This window comes from Luteimonas sp. gir (assembly GCF_037198055.1).
GTDB lineage: Bacteria > Pseudomonadota > Gammaproteobacteria > Xanthomonadales > Xanthomonadaceae > Luteimonas > Luteimonas citri_A.
Genome location: NZ_JBBAXQ010000001.1, coordinates 538,497 through 556,445, shown reverse-complemented (window position 1 = coordinate 556,445; position 17,949 = coordinate 538,497). Strand labels below are relative to the sequence as shown.

The following is a 17,949-nucleotide window of genomic DNA, read 5'->3' as shown; positions in this document are numbered from 1 at the left end:
CCGGGGTCAGAGTCTGAGGTATCCCCACGTTTCTAGCTCAACAGCATCTGTTGCAGCACGTGCCCAGGCAGTGCGTGTAGGCGGGCCAGCCATTGACTGATGGGTTCCATTGGCCAGCGTCTGCGCAAGGCTTCCCGCCCCAGACGCAGGGTCGAGTAGAGCCTGCGGATACTCTTGCGCGGCGTCAGCCAACTGGCCTGGCCGGCGCGCTCGGCGGCCAGGCCCGCCAGCCAGCACGCAAAGCAGGCCAAGGTGTTGAGCATCAGCAGGATGCTCAGTCGCGGGCCTTGGCGCGTCAGACTGTCCTCGAAGGCAGCGCCGTAGCGGTGTGATTTGAGATCTCGGAAGCTGCCCTCGATTTGCATGCGACGCGCATACAGTTCAACCAGTTGGTTGGCATTGGCTTCGGTCAGATCCGGTGAGGCGATGATCAGCCATGGCTCTCGCACGCCTGCCGCCGCTTTGCGGCTATGCGAGTTGCGTGCGACCTGGGTTGGGTGGCGTCGGCTGTAGTGCTTGCGCCCACGAGGGGTCTTGCCGTGGATCACCAGACGGCAAACCAGCGGATTGCTCCGATTGATGTGCATCAGGTCCAGTTCGCGCGGCTTGCCTTGCGCAAGCTGCCAAAGGGACCGGCACGGCACCCATTGTGCCGGTCGATTGTCCTCGGCCGGCTTGACCAACGTCGTGCCACGCAGACGGCCAACCCAACTCCAGCCCTGCGCCTGCACCGCCCGGAACCACGGCGTGCGGAAGCCGGCATCGGTGATCAGGATCGGGCGTACCCCTTCGGGAATCAGCGCCTGCAACTGTTGCAGGAACTGCCGTTCGGCGCGGGGAGAGCCTTGCTCATCGCCCGGGTATACCCGGTCAAGCAAGGTCAGTGTCCTGCCACCGACGGGAACGGCGGCCCGCAGCAAACACCAGGATTTATCGGCCCTCAGATCGCTCCAGTCGATCACGATCAACGGCCGCTCTCCTCGCAACAACCAACGCGCCATCGCGGTATGCAGCGACAGACATTCGGCTTGCAGATGCCGATTGCCCAACAACCGATCTGCTGCCTTGAGCGGGGCACTCACCCGCTTGGCTCCCGGCCAGCATCGCGCCAGGTCCATCAGCGTCAGTCGCCAACCCGAGCTCAGCGCTTCCACCGCCTTCAACAACGCCCGCGCACGCAAGGCATGCATCGGTCCTAGTGCATCCCCCAGACACCTCTGCAATACTTCGCTGGCGCGCATGGCTCGCAGTCCTTCTCTGGCTTAGTCACCTTGAAGACTGCGCCATGCGCGCACTTGTTTCCACCTCTCCCGAACGCAACTTCCTGATCTGACTCAGGAAAATTCGGGGATACCTCAGGGTCAGAGTGCATTTTCTACCGCCGCGTCCGCACACCCGCGCGATTGCCGACATGGCCGCCCCCGCCTGCCCGGCCCCGCCGGCCGGCCGAGCCTTGCCTCCACCGCCTGCCGTGCGTGTTCGGGCCCGTACAGGCGCTGCCGCTGCAGATGCGCGCGCACGGTCTCGGTCTCGTTCGCGTCCACGGCGTCTGTGACGAACACGCGCCAGTTCTGGTGGCGCTGCGCGTCGGTCGCCCCCAAGCCCTGCCAGGCCGGATGCGGACTCAGCAGCGGATCGTCCACGGCACCGATGTTGCCGCGATGACTGGACCACGGATGGTCGGCCGGATCGTCGACCATGCAAGCGCGCAGCGGATTGCGTTCGATGTACCGCAGGCAGCGCAGCAGATAGGCCTCGCCGATCACCGGGCAGGCCTTGTAGCGCCCCTCCCACAGCGTGCCGGTGCGGCCGTGACGCGCGTTGATCCAGCGCACATAGCGCCGGCCCAGCGACTGCATCATGCGCGCGATCTGCCCGGCGGCCGTCGGGGTCGCCAGCAAGTGCACGTGATTGGTCATCAACACGTAGGCGTGGATGGCGCAGCCGTGCTGGCGCGCGATCTCGCGCAGATCCTGCAGATAGCCCAGGCGATCGGTGTCGTCGAAGAAGCAGGGCTGGCGGTCGTTGCCGCGCTGGACGATGTGCTGAGCCACATCGGGCAGGTCGATCCGGGGGCGTCGGGGCATGCTCGCATCCTTGCGTTGGCGTGCGAGCGACGATGCCCGTGCGACGGGAGCGACGCCATCGGGGCGCCGCTCGCCGTCATGTGGGGAAATTGCACGCTGACCCCGGTTCTGGTGCGGGGAAATGCACTCTGACCCTGGTTTCAGTCGTCGAGCAGGGTGTCCTGCCAGAAGGTGACGCCGGCCCAGAAGATGTAGTCGCGGTTTTCGCGCTTGTGGAAGCCGTGGCCTTCGTTGCGGGCGAGGACGTGCCAGGCGCGACCGCCGTTGGCGCGCACGGCGGCGACGATCTGTTCGGCCTCCGATGGCGGCACGCGCGGGTCATTGCCGCCAGTGGCCACCATCAGCGGCACGCGGATGCGATCGACGTTGCGCAGCGGCGAGATCTCGGCGAGCTTGGCGCGCTGTTCGGCAATGCGTTCGTCGCCGTACTCGACGCGCCGCAGGTCTTGGCGATAGGACTGGGTGTTCTCCAGGAACGTGACGAAATCGGAGATCGCCACCGCACAGCTGGCCGCGCGCAGGCGGTCGCTGTAATGCACCGCCGAGGCGTAGCACATGTATCCGCCGTAGGAGAATCCGTAGACCGCGAAGCGCGCCGGATCCAGTGCCGCGTCCTGCTCAAGCGCATCGAGGAACGCGCCGATGTCGCGCACCGAGTCCTCGCGCTTCCACGGCCCGTTGTCGAGATCGAGGAACCGCCGGCCGAAGCCGGACGAGCCGCGCACGTTGGGCAGGAAGATCGCGATGCCCAGTTCGTTGACCAGGTAGTTGTCGGTGCCCAGGAACCCCGGTCGGCTCTGGCCCTCGGGGCCGCCGTGGATGTCGATGATCAACGGCCGCTTGCCGGGGAACTTCGCCGGGTCCGGGCGATACAGAAAGCCCGACATCGCCTCGCCGTCGAAGCTGCGGATCTCGACCCGCTCGGGCGCCCGGTTGCGCGCCAGATCCAGCCCACCCGCCTCGCTGCGGGTCCAGCGGCGGACCGCGAGCGTGTCGGGATCGATCGAGAACGCATCGCCCGGCACGTCGAAGGCCGACAGACTCAGGCCGATCTCACCCCAGGGCGCGATCTGCAGCAGGTGCCCGAAGCTCCAGTGCAGCACCCCGTCGGGCAGACCGTCGACGTTGCGAACCTGTCCGCTGGCCGGATCGAGCACGCGCAGCCGCGACACGCCGGCATCGTTGATCGCATAGACGACGAAGCGCTCATCGTCGGCGACCGCGTAATCGGTCACATCCCATGGCGTTTCCGGGCTCAATGCCGTGAACGCGCCGCTGCGACGATCGAGCTTGCCCAGGCGCACCACGTCCGCATCGCGGTTCGACAGCGCCCAGATGCTGCCATCGGCCGCGTAACGTGCGTCCGCATACGAGGCGGCCTGCGCCGCGTCGGTCAGCGAGGTCATGCGGCCACTGCGCAGGTCGATCTCGGCGATCACCGCCTGGTTGATCGACAAGCGGTTGATCGCCAGGGCGTTACGGCCATCGGCGGAGAAGTCGCTGATGTTCCAGCCGCCGCCGGTGACCGTCGCCACCCGATGATCGGTCGACGGATCGCGCGGATCGATCACATACAGATCGGCATCGGTGCCGTTGCGGCGGGTCGACGAATAGCCGACCCAGCGCCCGTCCCGGCTCCAGGCACCAAACGCGTTGCGGCTCTTGCCGTCGGTGAGCAGCGTCAGCCGGCCTTCGTCGAGCCGGTAGAGCTGGAAGAACTCATCGCCGCCGACGTCCTTCTGCACCACCAGCGCCGGCGCGCCGGCCGGTGCATGGGTCGCGAACGGGGTCGGCTCGGCCTCGAAGCTGATCTGCCGACGCGCGCCGTCGGGCCGGGCGACCTCGAACAGCTGATCGGTGCTGCCGAAGCGGGTCTTGATCAGCATCGAACGATCGGCGGTGTTCCAGCCCAGGAACTGCGCGCTGCGGAACTCCAGGTAGGGCCGCGTGCGCGTCGCGGTGTCGTCGGGAATCTCGGGGACGCCGTCGGCCAGCACCGCCGGGGGCACGGCGACGGTCGCGGATGCGACCGTCGCTGCCACCAGCAACGTGAGACCGAAGAGCGCCTGGTGTGCGGTCTTCATGGAAGTCATACCTTCGTGTCGGGGAGCGGGACGCTCAGAACTTCAGGCGAACGCCGGCGGTGTAGTAGCGGCCCATCACGTCGTAGTACGGCGAGAACGTCGAGCCGATCGGTGCCTGCTTGTTGGTGACGTTGTTGATCGCGCCGTACAGCTCCAGCTGCCCGCCCTCGCCCAAGCGCGTGCTCGCGCCCAGGTCGTAGTAGAGGTAGCTGCCGATCGCACCGTTGACGATCGCCTGGTTGCGGTCGTACTGCCCGGAGGAGATGTAACGGGCACGGACGTTGGCCGAGAACCGGTCGCTGTTGAACGTCAGGCTGCTGACCGCGCGCCAGCGCGGCACGCCCAGGCCGAACGCATAGCCCTGCGAACCGACATACTCGATGTTGCTGATGCCATCGTCGGTGGTCAGGCTGTTGATCCAGCTGGCCAGGGTGCGCGTGGTCAGCGTGCCGCCCACGCCGAACAGCGTCGTCGGCCGCTTGTAGGCCAGCTCGATGTCCACGCCGTCGGTCTTGTACTGCGACAGGTTGGTGTAGGTGGAGACGATGCGGGTGATGTTGCCGCCGGCATCGCGCTCCACGCGTGCGCACATCGCAGGGTTCCCGGCCGCGCAGCGATTGAGGATGTCCTGCAAGCCCACCGTGGTGATGACGTCCTCGATCTGGATGTCGAAGTAGTCCACCGACAGATCCAGCCCCTCGACCGACTGCGGCGACCAGGTCAGGCCGACCGTGAGCGTGTCGGCGGTCTCGGGCGTCAGCGCCGGATTGCCGCCGCCATTGCTCAGCGCATACACCGTCTGGCCGGTGACCGGATCGAGCACGGTGCTCCAGCCGGTGGTGCTGGTGGTGTACAGCTCGCTCAGGTTGGCCGAGCGGATGTCGCGCGAGCGCGCGATGCGGCCGCGAAAGCCCGGAAAGAACTCATTGGTCGCGCCCAGCTTCCAGGACCAGATCGCCCCGGTGGTGGAATAGTCGGACACGCGCGCGGCAGCGTTGACGCCGAAGTCGTGCAGCAGGCCGCGGTCCTTGGCGATCGGCAGCAGCACCTCGCCGAACAACTCCTTGACCGTGAAGCTGCCCTGCATCGGGTTGAAGCTGAAGGAGCGGAAGGCCTTCGCCGCATCGAGCGCGCCGACGCGCTGGTCGATCGACTCGCGTCGCGCTTCCACGCCCACCGCCACCGACGCGGCGCCAGCCGGCATCTGGAACGGTTCGCCGCGCAGGCTCGCACCAAAGGTGTCGAGCTTGACCGTCGAGCGCTGGCTGGGCGTGCCGGTCACGTAGTCGGCCGCCGCCTGTGACGGCGCGCCTTCGCCGAACACGTTGATCGGCACGCAGGCGACGCTGGGATCGGCGAGCGTCACCCGACACACCGGGGCACCGGTCACCGGGTCGATGACCGAGTCGATCGCGTTCGCCCACTCCTGCCGCAGCACGAAGCCGGGCGTGTCGAAGTTCTGCTCCGCCTCGCCATGCGAGTAGTAGGTGCTCCAGCGCCAGTCGCCGGCATAGCCGTCGAACGCCAGCGTGGCCTGGGTGGTGCGGCGCTCGAAGTCGATCCGCGGATAGTTGATGTCATTGTTGAACCGGCCCAGCGTCAGCGTGCTGGCACCGGCGGCGAGCATCTCCTCGCGCACGGCATCCGGCAGGAACGCGTTGTCCAGACCGATCGACAGGTTGCCGCGGTTGTGGTCGCCGAACCAGATGTAGTGGTTGTACATGCGCGAGTGACGCACGTCGGCGCTCATCCGGACGGTGTCGGTGAGGTCGTAGCGCACGCTGGCCAGCGTCGAATAGCGCTTCTGTGGCGCGCTCAGCGGGCTGTAGTCGTCGTTCGACGGGCCTTCGCCGCCGCTCATCAGCGCGCCGACCACGGTGCCGTAATCGAAGGGGCGCAACGACCCGTCGGGGTTGAAGGCCTGGCCGGTCAGCGAGAAGCCACGCACCGCATTGCCGCTCGCATCGCGGGCGCCAACGATCAGGCCGCCGATCGCGGCATCGGCGAAGCCCACGTCGGGCATCAGCGTCGGCTGGCCGTCGATCCGCAGCGTCGACCAGCGGCCGGCTCGCGGCCGGGCACTGCGCGGCACGATGCCGTCGTTGTCGAGAAACTCGCCGCCGACCAGCAGGTGACCGCGATCGCCCGCAAAGCGCGTACCCCAAGCGCCCTCGAAGCGCTTTTCGTCGCCATCCGAATAGGTCGAACGCCCGGCCTGCGCGCCGAACTTCACGCCCTCGAAGTCGTGATCCAGGGTGATGTTGACCACACCGCCGACCGCACCCGAGCCCCAGGCCGCCGACGCACCGCCGGTCACCACATCCACGTACTTCACCAGCACCGAAGGCACGGTGTTGAGGTCGTTGTCGCCCGACACGCGGCGACCGTCGAGCAGCACCAGGGTGCGGCTGATGCCCAGGCCGCGCAGGTCGACCGGGGCGTTGCCGGCGCCGGTGTTGGAGCCGGTGGTCTGCGGCGAACTGGTCGCGCGGAACTGCGGCAGGTCGTTGAGCGCGGCACCAATATTGGTGCGCATGTCCAGGTTCAACTCTTCGGCGCTGATCGGCAGGATCGGCGTCGGGGAGACGAAATCGGGCCGGTCGATACGCGAGGCCGACACGCGGACGGTGTCCAGGCTGACCGCATCGCCCGACGGCCCCCCGACCGCCGTGCGCGCACCGGACGCCGACGGCGACGCTGCCGCGCGCGGCGCGTTCTCGTCGGCGACGATGATCACCCGGCCATCGCTCTCGCGATAGGTGAGCCCGGTGCCGGCGAGCATCAGGTCCAATGCTTCGCTCAGGCTGTGGCGCCCGGAGACCGCAGGCGCGGTCAGGCCGCGGACCAGGTCCGGCGCCACGATGATCTCGCGCTCGGCGCTGAGCGCCAATTGGTTGAGCGCCGCGCCCAGCGGCTGACTCTGCACCGCGTACTCGCGCTGCGCCTCCTGCGCCGACGCCGGGACGACGACACCGACCATGCACCCCAGCGCGATCGCCAGTGCCGGCGCCAGCGGATGCAACGAATGGCGACGCGCGCGGCGTGCCTTCAAACCCTTTGCCATGAAATCCCCTCGAAAGTCGTGATCGGTCCCCGCCCGTCCATGACGAATGGTCATGACGCCCCTGTCCTCGATGTAGACGCACGACCGCAACAATTCCTCAGCTTGCTCATCACGGGCCGGTCACATAGGGTTCGAAGACGACATTCGTCTGCCCTCCTCCCACACCCGATGACTGCGCCCGCCCCCGGCAAGGCGTCCGAGGCTGCCTCGCCGCAGCCCGACGAGCGGAACGTCACCCGTCTGGCCCAGCACTACCGGCCGGCGCTGCTGCGCTATTTCTCGCGGCACCTGACGAGCGCGGAAGACGCCGAGGACCTGACCCAGGACACGCTGGCGCGCCTGAGCCAGCAGCCGGGCCATCGCCTGGCCGGGTTGGCGAACGTCGAAGCCTTCCTGATGCGCATCGCCTCCAACCTGCTGCGCGACCGCTTCCGCCGCGACCGCAGCCACCGCGCATCCGACCACGTGTCGATCGAGGCGGTCGCCGCGGCCTGGCAGAGTGAGGAACCGTTCTGCGAGTGCGTCTACGCAGACAAGGCGCGTCTGCAGCGGTTCCTGCAGGCGCTCGATGCCTTGCCGCCGCGCTGCCGCGAGGTCTTCTTGCTGCAGCGATATGATGGGCTGACCTACAGCGCCGTCGCCAAGCGGCTTGGCATCAGCGTGAGCGCGGTGGAGAAGCACATGATGCGGGCCCTGATGCACCTGGATGCGACCCTGGACGAGGCATGAAGCCTGAGCTCGAGCTGATCGAAGGCGGCGACCCGATCCGGCGCCGCGCAGCCGCGTGGTTCGCACGCCTGCGCGCGGACGACGTGAGCGGCGCCGACCTGCGCGCCTGGCAGGACTGGATCGACGCCGATCCCCGCCATCGCGCCGCCTACGAACGCCTGGAGCGGCTGTGGACCGGGCTGGGCACGCATGCACCGGATCCGGAGATCGCGCGCCGCCTGGACGCGGTTGCGCCGGCCGATCGCAGCGAGCGCACGCGTCCCCGTCGTCGCTGGCCGGTCGCCGCGGGCTTGGCGGCCACGCTCGCCCTGGCGCTGCTCGGCGCCTGGCAGCTGCTGGTGCCGGCCGCGCCGACCGAGCGTGTCTACGCCACCGGCGTCGGCGAGCGGCGCGAGCTGGCGCTCGAGGATGGCACCCGCATCACCCTGGACACCGACAGCCGGCTGCACGTCGCCTTCGGGCCGCGCACGCGCACAGTGGTCCTTGACCGCGGCCGCGCATTCTTCCGCGTCGCCCGCGAACGCCGGCCGCTGACCGTGCATACCGCGCACGGCGGACTGCGCGTGGTCGGCACCGAGTTCGAACTGAACCGGCGCGCCGATGCGCTGGACGTCGCCCTGATCGAAGGCGAGGTCGTGCTGCTGCCGCTCGATGACAGCCGCGACGACCGCCCCGCCCCGTTGCTGGGCCTGGTCGCCGGCCAGACCGCACGGCTCAGCCGCGATCTCGACACACCGCAGATCGGCACCCTGCGCAAGCCCGCCGCACCGGCCTGGCTGTCGGGCCGGCTGGTGTTCGAGGACGCGACGCTGGCCGAGGTCGTGGCCGAGTTCAACCGCTACAGCCACGAGCGCATCGTCATCGAAGACGCGTCGCTGACACAACTGCGCGTGACCGGTGTGTTCCGCAGCGATGCGCCGTTGGCCTTCGTTGGTGCGCTATGCGAGGCGTATCCGATCGTGGCCGACGCCAGCACGCCGGGCCGCCTGCGCCTGCGTCACGCCCCGGACCGCCATGCGAGCCACGCCCCCGGCCAGACCGGGCGTCGCACCGTCGCCAAGCACTGACGACGACGCGCGCGGCGCCCGACCTCGACCCGCGCGCTAAGCGGGTACGGCTGCAACCGGCTCGGCCTGGCTGCGCTGCGCCTGCGCACGCAAGGCGCGCGCGGCCGCCACCAGCGCCGCCAGCGCCGCGCGCGTTTCCGGCCAACCGCGCGTCTTGAGCCCGCAATCGGGATTGACCCACAGCTGGGCGACCGGAATCGATTCGGCTGCCCGGCGCAGCAACGCGGTCATCTCCTCGATATCGGGCACACGCGGAGAATGGATGTCGTAGACACCCGGGCCGATGCCGTTGGGATAGCGGAACCGCACGAAGGCCTCGAGCAGTTCCATGCGCGAGCGCGAGGTCTCGATCGAGATCACGTCGGCGTCCATCGCCGCGACCGCCTCGATGATGTCGTTGAACTCCGAGTAGCACATGTGGGTGTGGATCTGGGTGGTGTCGGCCACGCCCGACGCGCTGATGCGGAAGCTCTCGACCGCCCAGTCCAGATACGCCGCCCAATCGGCGCGCCGCAGCGGCAGGCCCTCGCGCAGCGCCGGCTCATCGATCTGGATCACGCCGATGCCGGCCGCCTCCAGGTCGGTCACCTCGTCGCGCAAGGCCAGTGCGATCTGCCGGCAGGTATCGGCACGCGACTGGTCGTCGCGCACGAACGACCATTGCAGCACTGTCACCGGGCCGGTCAGCATGCCCTTCATCGGCCGCGCGGTCAGCGACTGCGCGTACTGCGACCAGCGCACGGTCATCGGCGCCGGGCGGGCGACATCGCCGTAGATCACCGGTGGCTTCACGCAGCGCGAGCCGTAGCTCTGCACCCAGCCGTTCTTGGTGAACGCGAAGCCATCGAGCTGCTCGCCGAAGTACTCGACCATGTCGTTACGCTCGAACTCGCCGTGCACCAGCACATCCAGCCCGAGGTCTTCCTGCACGCGCACGCAGTGCGCGATCTGGTCGGCGATGAACACATCGTAGTCGGCCTGGCTCAGCTTGCCGGACTTGTGCGCCGCACGCGCCTGCCGCACCTCGAGCGTCTGCGGGAACGAGCCGATCGTGGTCGTGGGCCACAGCGGCAGCGGGCGCAACGCATCCTGCGCGGCTCGACGCGCGGCATAGGGCGTCGCGCGACGCGACGCGGACGCATCGAGTGCGGCCACCCGCGCGGCGACCGCCGGCCGCTGGACGCGGGGCGAGGCGCGCCGCGCGGCGATCGCGTCGCGCGCCTGGGCCAGTGCCGGCTCGGCGGCGTCAGGGTCGGCCAGGGCGTCGGCCAGCAGGCGCAGTTCGTCGAGTTTCTGCCGGGCGAAGGCCAGCCAGCTGCGTAGCTCGTCATCCAGCGCGGTCTCGTCCGCCAGGTCGACCGGCACGTGCAGCAACGAACACGACGGCGCCAGCCACACCGGATCGCCGCCGCGCGCGCTGATCGCATAGCGCGCCAGCACCAGCGCATCGTCCAGCCGCGTGCGCCAGATGTTGCGGCCGTCGACGAGCCCCAGCGACAACGTGCGCCCGGCCGGCAGCGCGCCGAGCACCGCATCGAGTTGTTCGCGCCCGCGCACCAGATCGACATGCAGGCCGTCGACTGGCAAGGACGCGGCCAACTGCAGGTTGTCGTCCAGCGCCCCGAAGTAGGTCGCCAGCAGCAGCTTCGGTCGCGCGCCCTGGGCGAGCGCGGCGTAGGCCCGGCCGTAGGCCGCACGCACCGCAGGGTCGAGGTCGAGCACCAGCGCCGGTTCGTCGATCTGCACCCAGGCCGCACCGGCGACCTGCAGCCGCGCCAGCAACTCGGCGTACACCGGCAGCAGCGTATCGAGCAGCGCGAAGCGATCGCTGCCGTCGACGGTCTTGGACAGCCACAACAGCGTGACCGGCCCGAGCAGCACCGGCCGGGTCTCGATGCCCTCGGCCTTGGCTTCTAGATATTCGCGCACCGGCTTGTCGTCGCGCAGCGCGAAGCGCTGGCCGGCCTGCAGTTCGGGCACCAGGTAGTGGTAGTTGGTGTCGAACCACTTGGTCATCTCCAGCGCATGCAGGTCGACCCCGTCCTGTTGATGACCCCGCGCGAGCGCGAAGTAACCGGCCAGCGGATCGGCATCGGCCAGCGCGCGGTAGCGCTCGGGGATCGCGTCGACGCCGAAGGCGGCATCGAGCACCTGGTCGTAGAGCGAGAAGTCGTTGCTCGGTGGCGTGGCGACGCCGGCCTCGCGCTGCAGGCGCCAATGGCGCAGGCGCAGCTCGCGCGCCACTGCCTGCAACTGCGCGGCGTCGGCCTCGCCGCGCCAGTGACGTTCGACGGCGCGCTTGAGCTCGCGTTTGCGGCCGATGCGGGGAAAGCCGAGATTGGTGATGCCGGTCATGGTGGATGCGTCCTCAATGCGTGGGATTGAGGAACGAAGGGCCCGCATGGCGTGCACCGCGCCTGCGCGCGCCCGCCTGCCACACGGCCGACCTTCGCCCCCTCGGGCGAACCGGGGCCTGCGTGCGGACGTGCGGGACCGGCCGCGACAAGCGCGGCGCGATGCCCGTGCACCTCCCCGCGGAGGCCCCAGGTCGTACGTGCGCGCCTGTCGGTGCGCACGGCCAAGGCAGGTCTTCGGGCTCATGGACGGGCCACCTGCGAGGTGGTGGGCCTACTGCCCGTCGCTTCCCGGCCCGGACGGGCGCCAGTGCGTTGACGGGGGTCGTTTCCAGTTACCGCTGCGGGGCAGCGCCGGAATTGCCGCCATGCGGCGCACCGGCTTCCCTTTTAATCATCGCTTCATTCGCATGAAGAGATGAACCTTGGCGGCGACACGGTAGCCCCGGCTGCACGGGCGGTCAAGCGGGCGTGGCCGCGGCGGCCCGCTCCCGCGCATCGGCCTCGTCGGCCAGGCGATCGACCAGCGCATCGACCGCGGCCTCGGCGCGCGCGATCGAGGCCGCAAGCCGGGCATCGGCGAACTCGTCGTATTCCACCGCGACCCGGTCGACGTCGGTGATGCCCATGTAGCGCAGCGGCGTCATCACGCCCTGCTCGACCAGGTTGTCGCCGGCGTTGCGACCACCGGGGTCGTAGTCGTGATCGCCGCGCGCACCCAGCAGCACGGCGCGGCGGCCCTGACCGGCCAGCATCGGCCAGTACGGCGCACCGGTGCGCGCGCGATCGAAACCGAAGGTGCGGCCCACGCGCACGATGTTGTCGATCCAGGCCTTGACCGGCGCGGGCATGCCGAAGTTGTACATCGGCACCCCCATCACCACGAGCGGGCTGCCGAGCAGTTCTTCGATCAGCGCATCGCTTTCGGCCAGCCGCTCGATCATCCACGGCGTGCGCTGCGCCGGCGGCGTGAACGCGGCATGGATCCAGCGGCCGTCGACATGCGCAGGCGGTGTCAGGGCAAGATCGCGATAGACGATGCGATCGCCGGGGCGCCGGCGTTGCCAGCGTGCGACGAAGCGGGCGCCGAGCCGGCGGGTGTGGGAGCCGTGCGGGACCTCGCCCGAACAACCGTCGCGGGCACTGCCGTCGAGATGGAGCAAGCTGAGCATGATTCACCTGTCGAATTTGGGGGAGAATGCGCACTGCGGCGCTGCCCCATGATTAACGCCCGCTCAGCGCCCGACAAACGATGCTTTTTCGTTCGATGGATGAATTTCCTTCATGCATGCTCCGCCCGCTCGCCTGCCCCCGCTAAGCGCACTGCGCGCGTTCGAGGCCGCCGCCCGACGCCAGAGCTTCAAGGCCGCGGCCGAAGAGCTGTCGCTGACGCCCACCGCGGTCAGCCACCGCATCCGCCAGCTCGAGGACTGGCTGGGCCTGCCACTGTTCGCAAGACAGGTGCGTCAGGTGCGGCTGACCGAAGCCGGGCAACGCCTGTACCCGAGCGTGCGCGGCGGCTTCGACGGCATCGCCGCCGCCGTCGCCGACCTGCAACGGCAGACGCGCCGGCCCGCGGTGACGCTGAGCACGACCCGCGGCTTTGCTGCGCGCTGGCTGCTGCCGCGCCTGCCGGCGCTCGCTGCGGCCGCGCCCGAAGTCGATCTGCACCTGCACGCGGCCGACGACCCGGTCCGGCTGGCCGCCGGCGGCGCGGACCTGGCGATCCGCTACGGGCCCGCGCCGGGTCCTCAGGTCGAGGCCTGGCCGCTGCTGCCCGGACGGTTCATTCCGGTCTGCGCCCCCGGCCTGGCGCTGGCCGGCCCGGCGGCGCTGGCGACCGTGCCGCGGCTGCGCTACGCCTGGCGGCTGCAGGACGCCCACACCCCCGACTGGCCGCGCTGGTGCCGCGCCGCCGGCCTGCCGGATACGCACGGCGGCGAACTCGGCTTCTCCGACGAAGCGCATGCCATCCAGGCCGCGATCGCCGGCCAAGGCATCGCACTGGCGAGCGTCGCCCTGGTGGCCGACGCACTGGAAGACGGCGTGCTGCGGGTCCCGTTCGGCCCCGCGCTCGACGGCCACGACTTCCGTCTGCTGGCCGCGCCCGGTACCACGCACACACCGGCCGTCGCCGCCGTCGGCGCCTGGCTGCGCGCAGAGGCCGACGCGTTCCTCGCCCGCCACGCCGCGCGCTTCGACACCGCATCACGCGACGCCCGGGACGACTAGAAGCTGTACTTCACGTGCGTGTGGATGCGCTGCAAGTCGCCCTCGAGCCCGTTCTCCAGGCGCCGCTGCGCCCAACTGATCTCCCCGCCGACATCGAACCTGGGCGCGGGCGAATAGATCATGTTGATCCGGAACGACTGCGAGGTTCGCGTCACTAGGCCGCCGGTTCGCATTGCATCGTTGTCGAAGGCCGCGGCCGAGTAGGCGAGATTGCCTCGCAGCCTGGGCGTGAACGCATGGCGCCATGCCACGAAGCCGCCGTAACCACGCAGCGCGTGCATATCGCCATCCGCATCGAGCACGGTATCGCTGGCGAGCGCAAAGCCCAGATAGCGGCCGATGCCGCTTCCGCCGCTGAGCATGTAGCGAATGTCGTCGTTCTGGCCGAGGTTGAAGCGACCCGACACACTGAGTGCGCCGCCGGCGGCCGTGTCGGCCCCGTTGCGGAACTGTCGGGCGAGGCCCGCCACCGTGAAGTGGCCCCAGTCGCCGCGCGCCAGCCAACGGGCCGTGATGTCGGGCACGCGGTTGTCGTCGCTGTTGAAGCGGGCCGACCGCGACAGGTAGGGCGTCACCGTCGTCTGGGGATTTTCGACCGAGAACGACCACGGCCCTTGCGTGTAGCGCAGCTGGGCCTGGCGGTTGAACACCGTGCCCTCGGACGGTCCGGTGAAGTCGACCATGTCGGGCAACGCCGCGGTGTCCTGGAAGTTCGACCAGGTCTGACCCGCCAGCCAGTTTCCGTAGCGCACATACGCATGACGCAGGGTCAGCGCGTAGGTATTGGTGATGGTCTCGTTGCCGGCGAATGCATGGCTGCCGCCACCGTACATGTCGGCCTCGATGTAGGCCTTGATGGTGTTGCCGTTGTCGGTGGTGGTGTCGGTGGCGAATGAGAAGCGCGAGAACTGTGCGTGCAAGTCGCTGTAGGTGCGGCGCCGCGCCTGGCCCGGCTCGGCGACCGGCGTTGCGCCAGGGAAGTAGAACAGACGACCCGGAGTCCCGTCGGCGATCTTGCCGTCGCTGGTCGTGGTGGTCATTGCGTCGAACTTGATGAAGCCGCCGAACTCGAAGGTCGTCCCAGCCGGACGGCCGCTGCCTGCCCCAGTTGGCGTCGCGGCAGGCACGACTGCGGACCGCGACGCGCCCGACGTCGAGACGGTTGCCGGCGCCAGCGCTGCGGGTGGCGCCGCAGTGGCGTGCGGGGACGCACCTGCCGCAGTCCCAGTCGCCTCGGCGTGCCCGGCCAGCAGTGCGCGCAATGCCTGCATCTCGTCTTCCATCTGCGTCAGCCGCAGATGGATCGCCGCCACATCGAGCTCCTGTGCGGCGGCCGGCACGCAGGTGGCGACCGCCAGCGCAAGCACTAACGGCGGCAGGGCCAATGCTGTCTTTTTCATGATGGCGTCCCTCCCAGGGGCAACGCGCGCGCCACGGTGGCGCGGGCAACAGGCGTCCGATCCAGCGCCGCAGCGCCAGAGGACACGCGGGGTATGTGGTGGGCGTACCGTGGCCCACGCTCGCCTCAAACACGCAGGCGAGCAGTGGCGTCACACGCAGCTGCGGATCTTCTCTTCGAGCATGTCGAGCCGATCCTGGCCCCAGAACACCTCGCCCCGGTACACATAGGAAGGCGAGCCGAAGACGCCAGCGGCAACCGCCTCGTCGGTGAAGCGTCGATAGGTCGCCTCGACGTCCGCGGACTGGGACCGCGCCCAGACGGCAGCGACATCGATCCGTTGCGCTTGCAGGATCTCCCGCAAGGTCTGCGCGCAGGACACATCGCGCTCCTCGACCCATTGCGCCCGCAGGATCGCCTTGTACAGCGACGCCACATCCAAGCCCATTTCATCGGCCGCGATCACCAGCCGCGAGGCCTGATCGGCATTGGGGCACATGTACCTGGGTGTCGGATTGACGTCGATCCCGAGCTTTGCGCACCAGCGCTTGAGTTCGGTGATGCGATAGGCCTGACGTTCGGGCGACCGCTGGGGCAAGAGCACCCCGCCCGTGCGCGCGTACACATCCGGCAGATCGACCGGCTTGTAGACGATCCGCACATCCAGGCGTCCGGCGATGGCCTCAAGCCGATCTGCGCCGAGGTAGGCCCAGTCCGAGTTCAACCAGACGTAGTAGTCGATCGCGCCCCGGCTCATCCGCGTGCTCCGACCGGCGCCACCTCGGGCGCGGCGAACTTGCTCGGGCCATGCATGAAGTAGGTGCTTACGATCGCCACGACGCCCAGAGCACTGAGGTACCAGACAATGAACTTCGGATCGCCATCGCCATAAGCAAGCAGGGCGGTGGCGACGATCGGCGCGAGGCCGCCGCCGATTGCACCCGACACCTGGACGGCGATCGAGATACCGCTGTAACGCACCTCGGGCGGGAACTGGGCCGAGAACAGGCTGCCTTCGGGCCCGTACAGCGCCGCGTAGATCACGCCGATCGCGATGCACACCGCCAGCGTGATCGAGCCGGGGTCCAGCGTGCCGAGCATCGCGAAGAACATCGCCGAGAACGCCAGGATGCCCACCGCGCCGGCCATGAACATCCGCTTGAAACCCACGCGGTCGCCGAGCATGCCGCACAAGGGCATGGTGAACAGCGCCACCAGAGCGCCCCACACCGTGGCATCGAGCATCACCGCGCGCGGAACGCCCAGCGTCCCGGTGGCGTAAGCGAGCGCGAACGTCACGACGGTGTAGAACCAGGTCACTTCGGCCAGACGCGCGCCCACCACGGTCATCACTTCACGGGGGTACTTTCTGAGCACGACCTTGGCCGGCATTTCGACCTTGTCGCCCTTGCGCTTCATGTGTTCGAAGTCCGGCGACTCGGCGACCTTGACCCGAATGAACCACCCCACCAGCAGAAGCACGACACTGGCCAGGAACGGAATGCGCCAGCCCCAGCTGAGCATCTGGTCTTCGGGGAGTGCGGCCACCGCGCCCATCGCGAGCGAGGACAGAATCAGGCCAGGGGCGACACCGGCTTGCGGCAAGCTGCCAAAGAAGCCCTTCTTGCCCTCGGGTGCGTGCTCCACTGCCATCAACACCGCGCCGCCCCACTCGCCGCCGACCGCGATGCCCTGCAAAAAGCGCATGGTCACCAGTAACACCGCCGCCCAGTACCCGATCGATTCATAGGACGGAATCAGGCCGATCAGGATGGTCGGCACGCCCATCAGGAACAGCGTGATCAGCAACATGGACTTGCGGCCGATCTTGTCGCCGTAGTGGCCGAAGATCACGCCGCCCAGTGGGCGGGCGAAGAAGCCGACCGAGTAGGTCGCGAACGCGGCGAGCGTGCCGGCGAGTGGATCGAACTCGGGGAAGAAGATCTTGTTGAAGATCAGTGCCGCGGCAGTGCCGTAGAGAAAAAAGTCGTACCACTCGATCGTGGTCCCCATCATGCTGGCGATGCCCGCAGTGACGTACTGGCGCCGCGGACGCGGCGCCTTGTGGTCTGTCTTGCTCATGTGGACTTCCTGGTAAAGGTGGGGGAAGCCGGAATTTCAGCGCGTTGCGAGCGGCGGGACGCCGTGGGTTTGGCGGGACCAGTAATCGAAGGTGGCGTTGACGATCGACTTCTTGAGCAGATAGTCGTGCGCTTCCTTGGCCAGCGTGTCGTCGACCGGGGTGAGCGGGCCGAAGGCCTGCGCGCGGACCTGCAGCCTGGCGGCACGTTCGAGATAGACCGACAGGTAGGTCGCTTCCTCGCACGTGGCGCCGGCCGTCAGGTAGCCGTGATGCGCCAGGATGATCGCGCGCTTGTTGCCCAGCGCCTCGGAGATGATCACGCCTTCCTGGTCTGCAATCGGCACACCTGGCCATTCGCCCAGAAAGGCACAGTCATCGTGCAGCGGCGTCATGTCCATCTGCGCAATCACCAACGGTTGGCGTGCAGCAGCCAACGCCGATGCCCAAGGCGAATGCGTATGGATGATGGCGTTGACGTCGGGACGCGCGTCGTAGACCCACAGGTGGAAGCGCGTGGCCGGATTGGCCATGCCGTCGCCGGTCAGCGTGTTGAGGTCGCGATCGACTTCGATGAAGTCCTCGGGCTTGGCCTCGTCGAAGCCCAGACCGAACCGCAGGGTCCAGTACGCGCCTGGGCGATCGGAGCGCACGCTGATCTGGCCAGCCAGTCCGGCCTCCTGCTCGGTCATCGCCAGGATGCGGCATGCATAGGCCATCGTCTCGGCACGGCTTCGCTTGGCATCGTGCAGATGCTTGGCCATATCCTGCGTCGCGCGCTGGTCGAAGTAGGACTTTTCTCGTAGCGGGGTATTCATGCGGTGCTCCTCAGCATGCGATGCCTGGCGTGTGC

At 68.6% G+C, this 17,949-nt stretch carries 13 protein-coding genes and 1 riboswitch; of the genes, 3 read left to right on the top strand and 10 right to left on the bottom strand.

Annotated features, from left to right (window positions below; translation table 11 throughout):
- Positions 1-32: 32 nt before the first annotated feature.
- From WAF18_RS02490 to WAF18_RS02475, 4 genes are all read right to left on the bottom strand, one after another.
- On the bottom strand, positions 33-1,241 hold the full coding sequence (locus WAF18_RS02490; RefSeq protein WP_337243712.1) for an IS4 family transposase: 1,209 nt from the start codon (positions 1,239-1,241) through the stop codon (positions 33-35).
- Positions 1,242-1,361: 120 nt separating this feature from the next.
- On the bottom strand, positions 1,362-2,087 hold the full coding sequence (locus WAF18_RS02485) for a transposase (protein ID WP_337243711.1): 726 nt from the start codon (positions 2,085-2,087) through the stop codon (positions 1,362-1,364).
- 140 nt (positions 2,088-2,227) lie between these two features.
- Positions 2,228-4,171 carry a prolyl oligopeptidase family serine peptidase gene (locus WAF18_RS02480; RefSeq protein WP_337243710.1) on the bottom strand — a complete coding sequence of 648 codons (1,944 nt, stop codon included), beginning with the start codon at positions 4,169-4,171 and terminating at the stop codon, positions 2,228-2,230.
- A 34-nt stretch (positions 4,172-4,205) separates the two neighbouring features.
- Complete coding sequence (locus WAF18_RS02475) at positions 4,206-7,235, bottom strand: TonB-dependent receptor (protein WP_337243709.1); 3,030 nt, start codon at positions 7,233-7,235, stop codon at positions 4,206-4,208.
- A gap of 168 nt (positions 7,236-7,403) precedes the next feature.
- Between WAF18_RS02475 and WAF18_RS02470 the strand changes: the two genes are divergently transcribed.
- Positions 7,404-7,964, top strand: coding sequence for an RNA polymerase sigma factor (locus WAF18_RS02470; RefSeq protein WP_337243708.1), 561 nt, complete (start codon positions 7,404-7,406; stop codon positions 7,962-7,964).
- Entirely contained in the window at positions 7,961-9,031 is a 1,071-nt protein-coding gene (locus tag WAF18_RS02465; protein ID WP_337243707.1) for a FecR domain-containing protein, read from the top strand. Before WAF18_RS02470 ends, WAF18_RS02465 begins: the two co-directional genes overlap by 4 nt.
- A 36-nt stretch (positions 9,032-9,067) precedes the next feature.
- Here the strand turns inward: WAF18_RS02465 and metE are convergent, their stop codons facing one another.
- Together metE and WAF18_RS02455 are read right to left on the bottom strand one after the other, a co-directional pair.
- Positions 9,068-11,386, bottom strand: coding sequence for a 5-methyltetrahydropteroyltriglutamate--homocysteine S-methyltransferase (gene metE, locus WAF18_RS02460; RefSeq protein ID WP_337243706.1), 2,319 nt, complete (start codon positions 11,384-11,386; stop codon positions 9,068-9,070).
- Between the two features lie 209 nt (positions 11,387-11,595).
- Positions 11,596-11,828: riboswitch (cobalamin riboswitch) on the bottom strand.
- An 18-nt stretch (positions 11,829-11,846) separates the two neighbouring features.
- A complete protein-coding gene (locus tag WAF18_RS02455; protein WP_337243705.1) occupies positions 11,847-12,557 on the bottom strand; it encodes an NAD(P)H-dependent oxidoreductase in 711 nt (236 codons plus the stop codon).
- Positions 12,558-12,669: 112 nt separating this feature from the next.
- Here WAF18_RS02455 and WAF18_RS02450 point away from each other — a divergent pair, with 112 nt between their 5' ends.
- Positions 12,670-13,617 (top strand): LysR substrate-binding domain-containing protein, encoded by a 948-nt coding sequence (locus WAF18_RS02450; protein ID WP_337243704.1) that lies wholly within the window; start codon positions 12,670-12,672, stop codon positions 13,615-13,617.
- Here the strand turns inward: WAF18_RS02450 and WAF18_RS02445 are convergent.
- The 4 genes from WAF18_RS02445 to WAF18_RS02430 form a co-directional block, all read right to left on the bottom strand.
- On the bottom strand, positions 13,614-15,017 hold the full coding sequence (locus tag WAF18_RS02445) for a DcaP family trimeric outer membrane transporter (protein WP_337243703.1): 1,404 nt from the start codon (positions 15,015-15,017) through the stop codon (positions 13,614-13,616). The genes WAF18_RS02450 and WAF18_RS02445 overlap by 4 nt on opposite strands.
- 150 nt (positions 15,018-15,167) lie before the next feature.
- Positions 15,168-15,773, bottom strand: coding sequence for a 2-hydroxychromene-2-carboxylate isomerase (locus WAF18_RS02440; RefSeq protein WP_337243702.1), 606 nt, complete (start codon positions 15,771-15,773; stop codon positions 15,168-15,170).
- A complete protein-coding gene (locus WAF18_RS02435; protein WP_337243701.1) occupies positions 15,770-17,098 on the bottom strand; it encodes an MFS transporter in 1,329 nt (442 codons plus the stop codon). Before WAF18_RS02435 ends, WAF18_RS02440 begins: the two co-directional genes overlap by 4 nt.
- A gap of 36 nt (positions 17,099-17,134) precedes the next feature.
- Positions 17,135-17,914 carry an aldolase gene (locus WAF18_RS02430; RefSeq protein ID WP_337243700.1) on the bottom strand — a complete coding sequence of 260 codons (780 nt, stop codon included), beginning with the start codon at positions 17,912-17,914 and terminating at the stop codon, positions 17,135-17,137.
- Between the last annotated feature and the right edge of the window lie 35 nt (positions 17,915-17,949).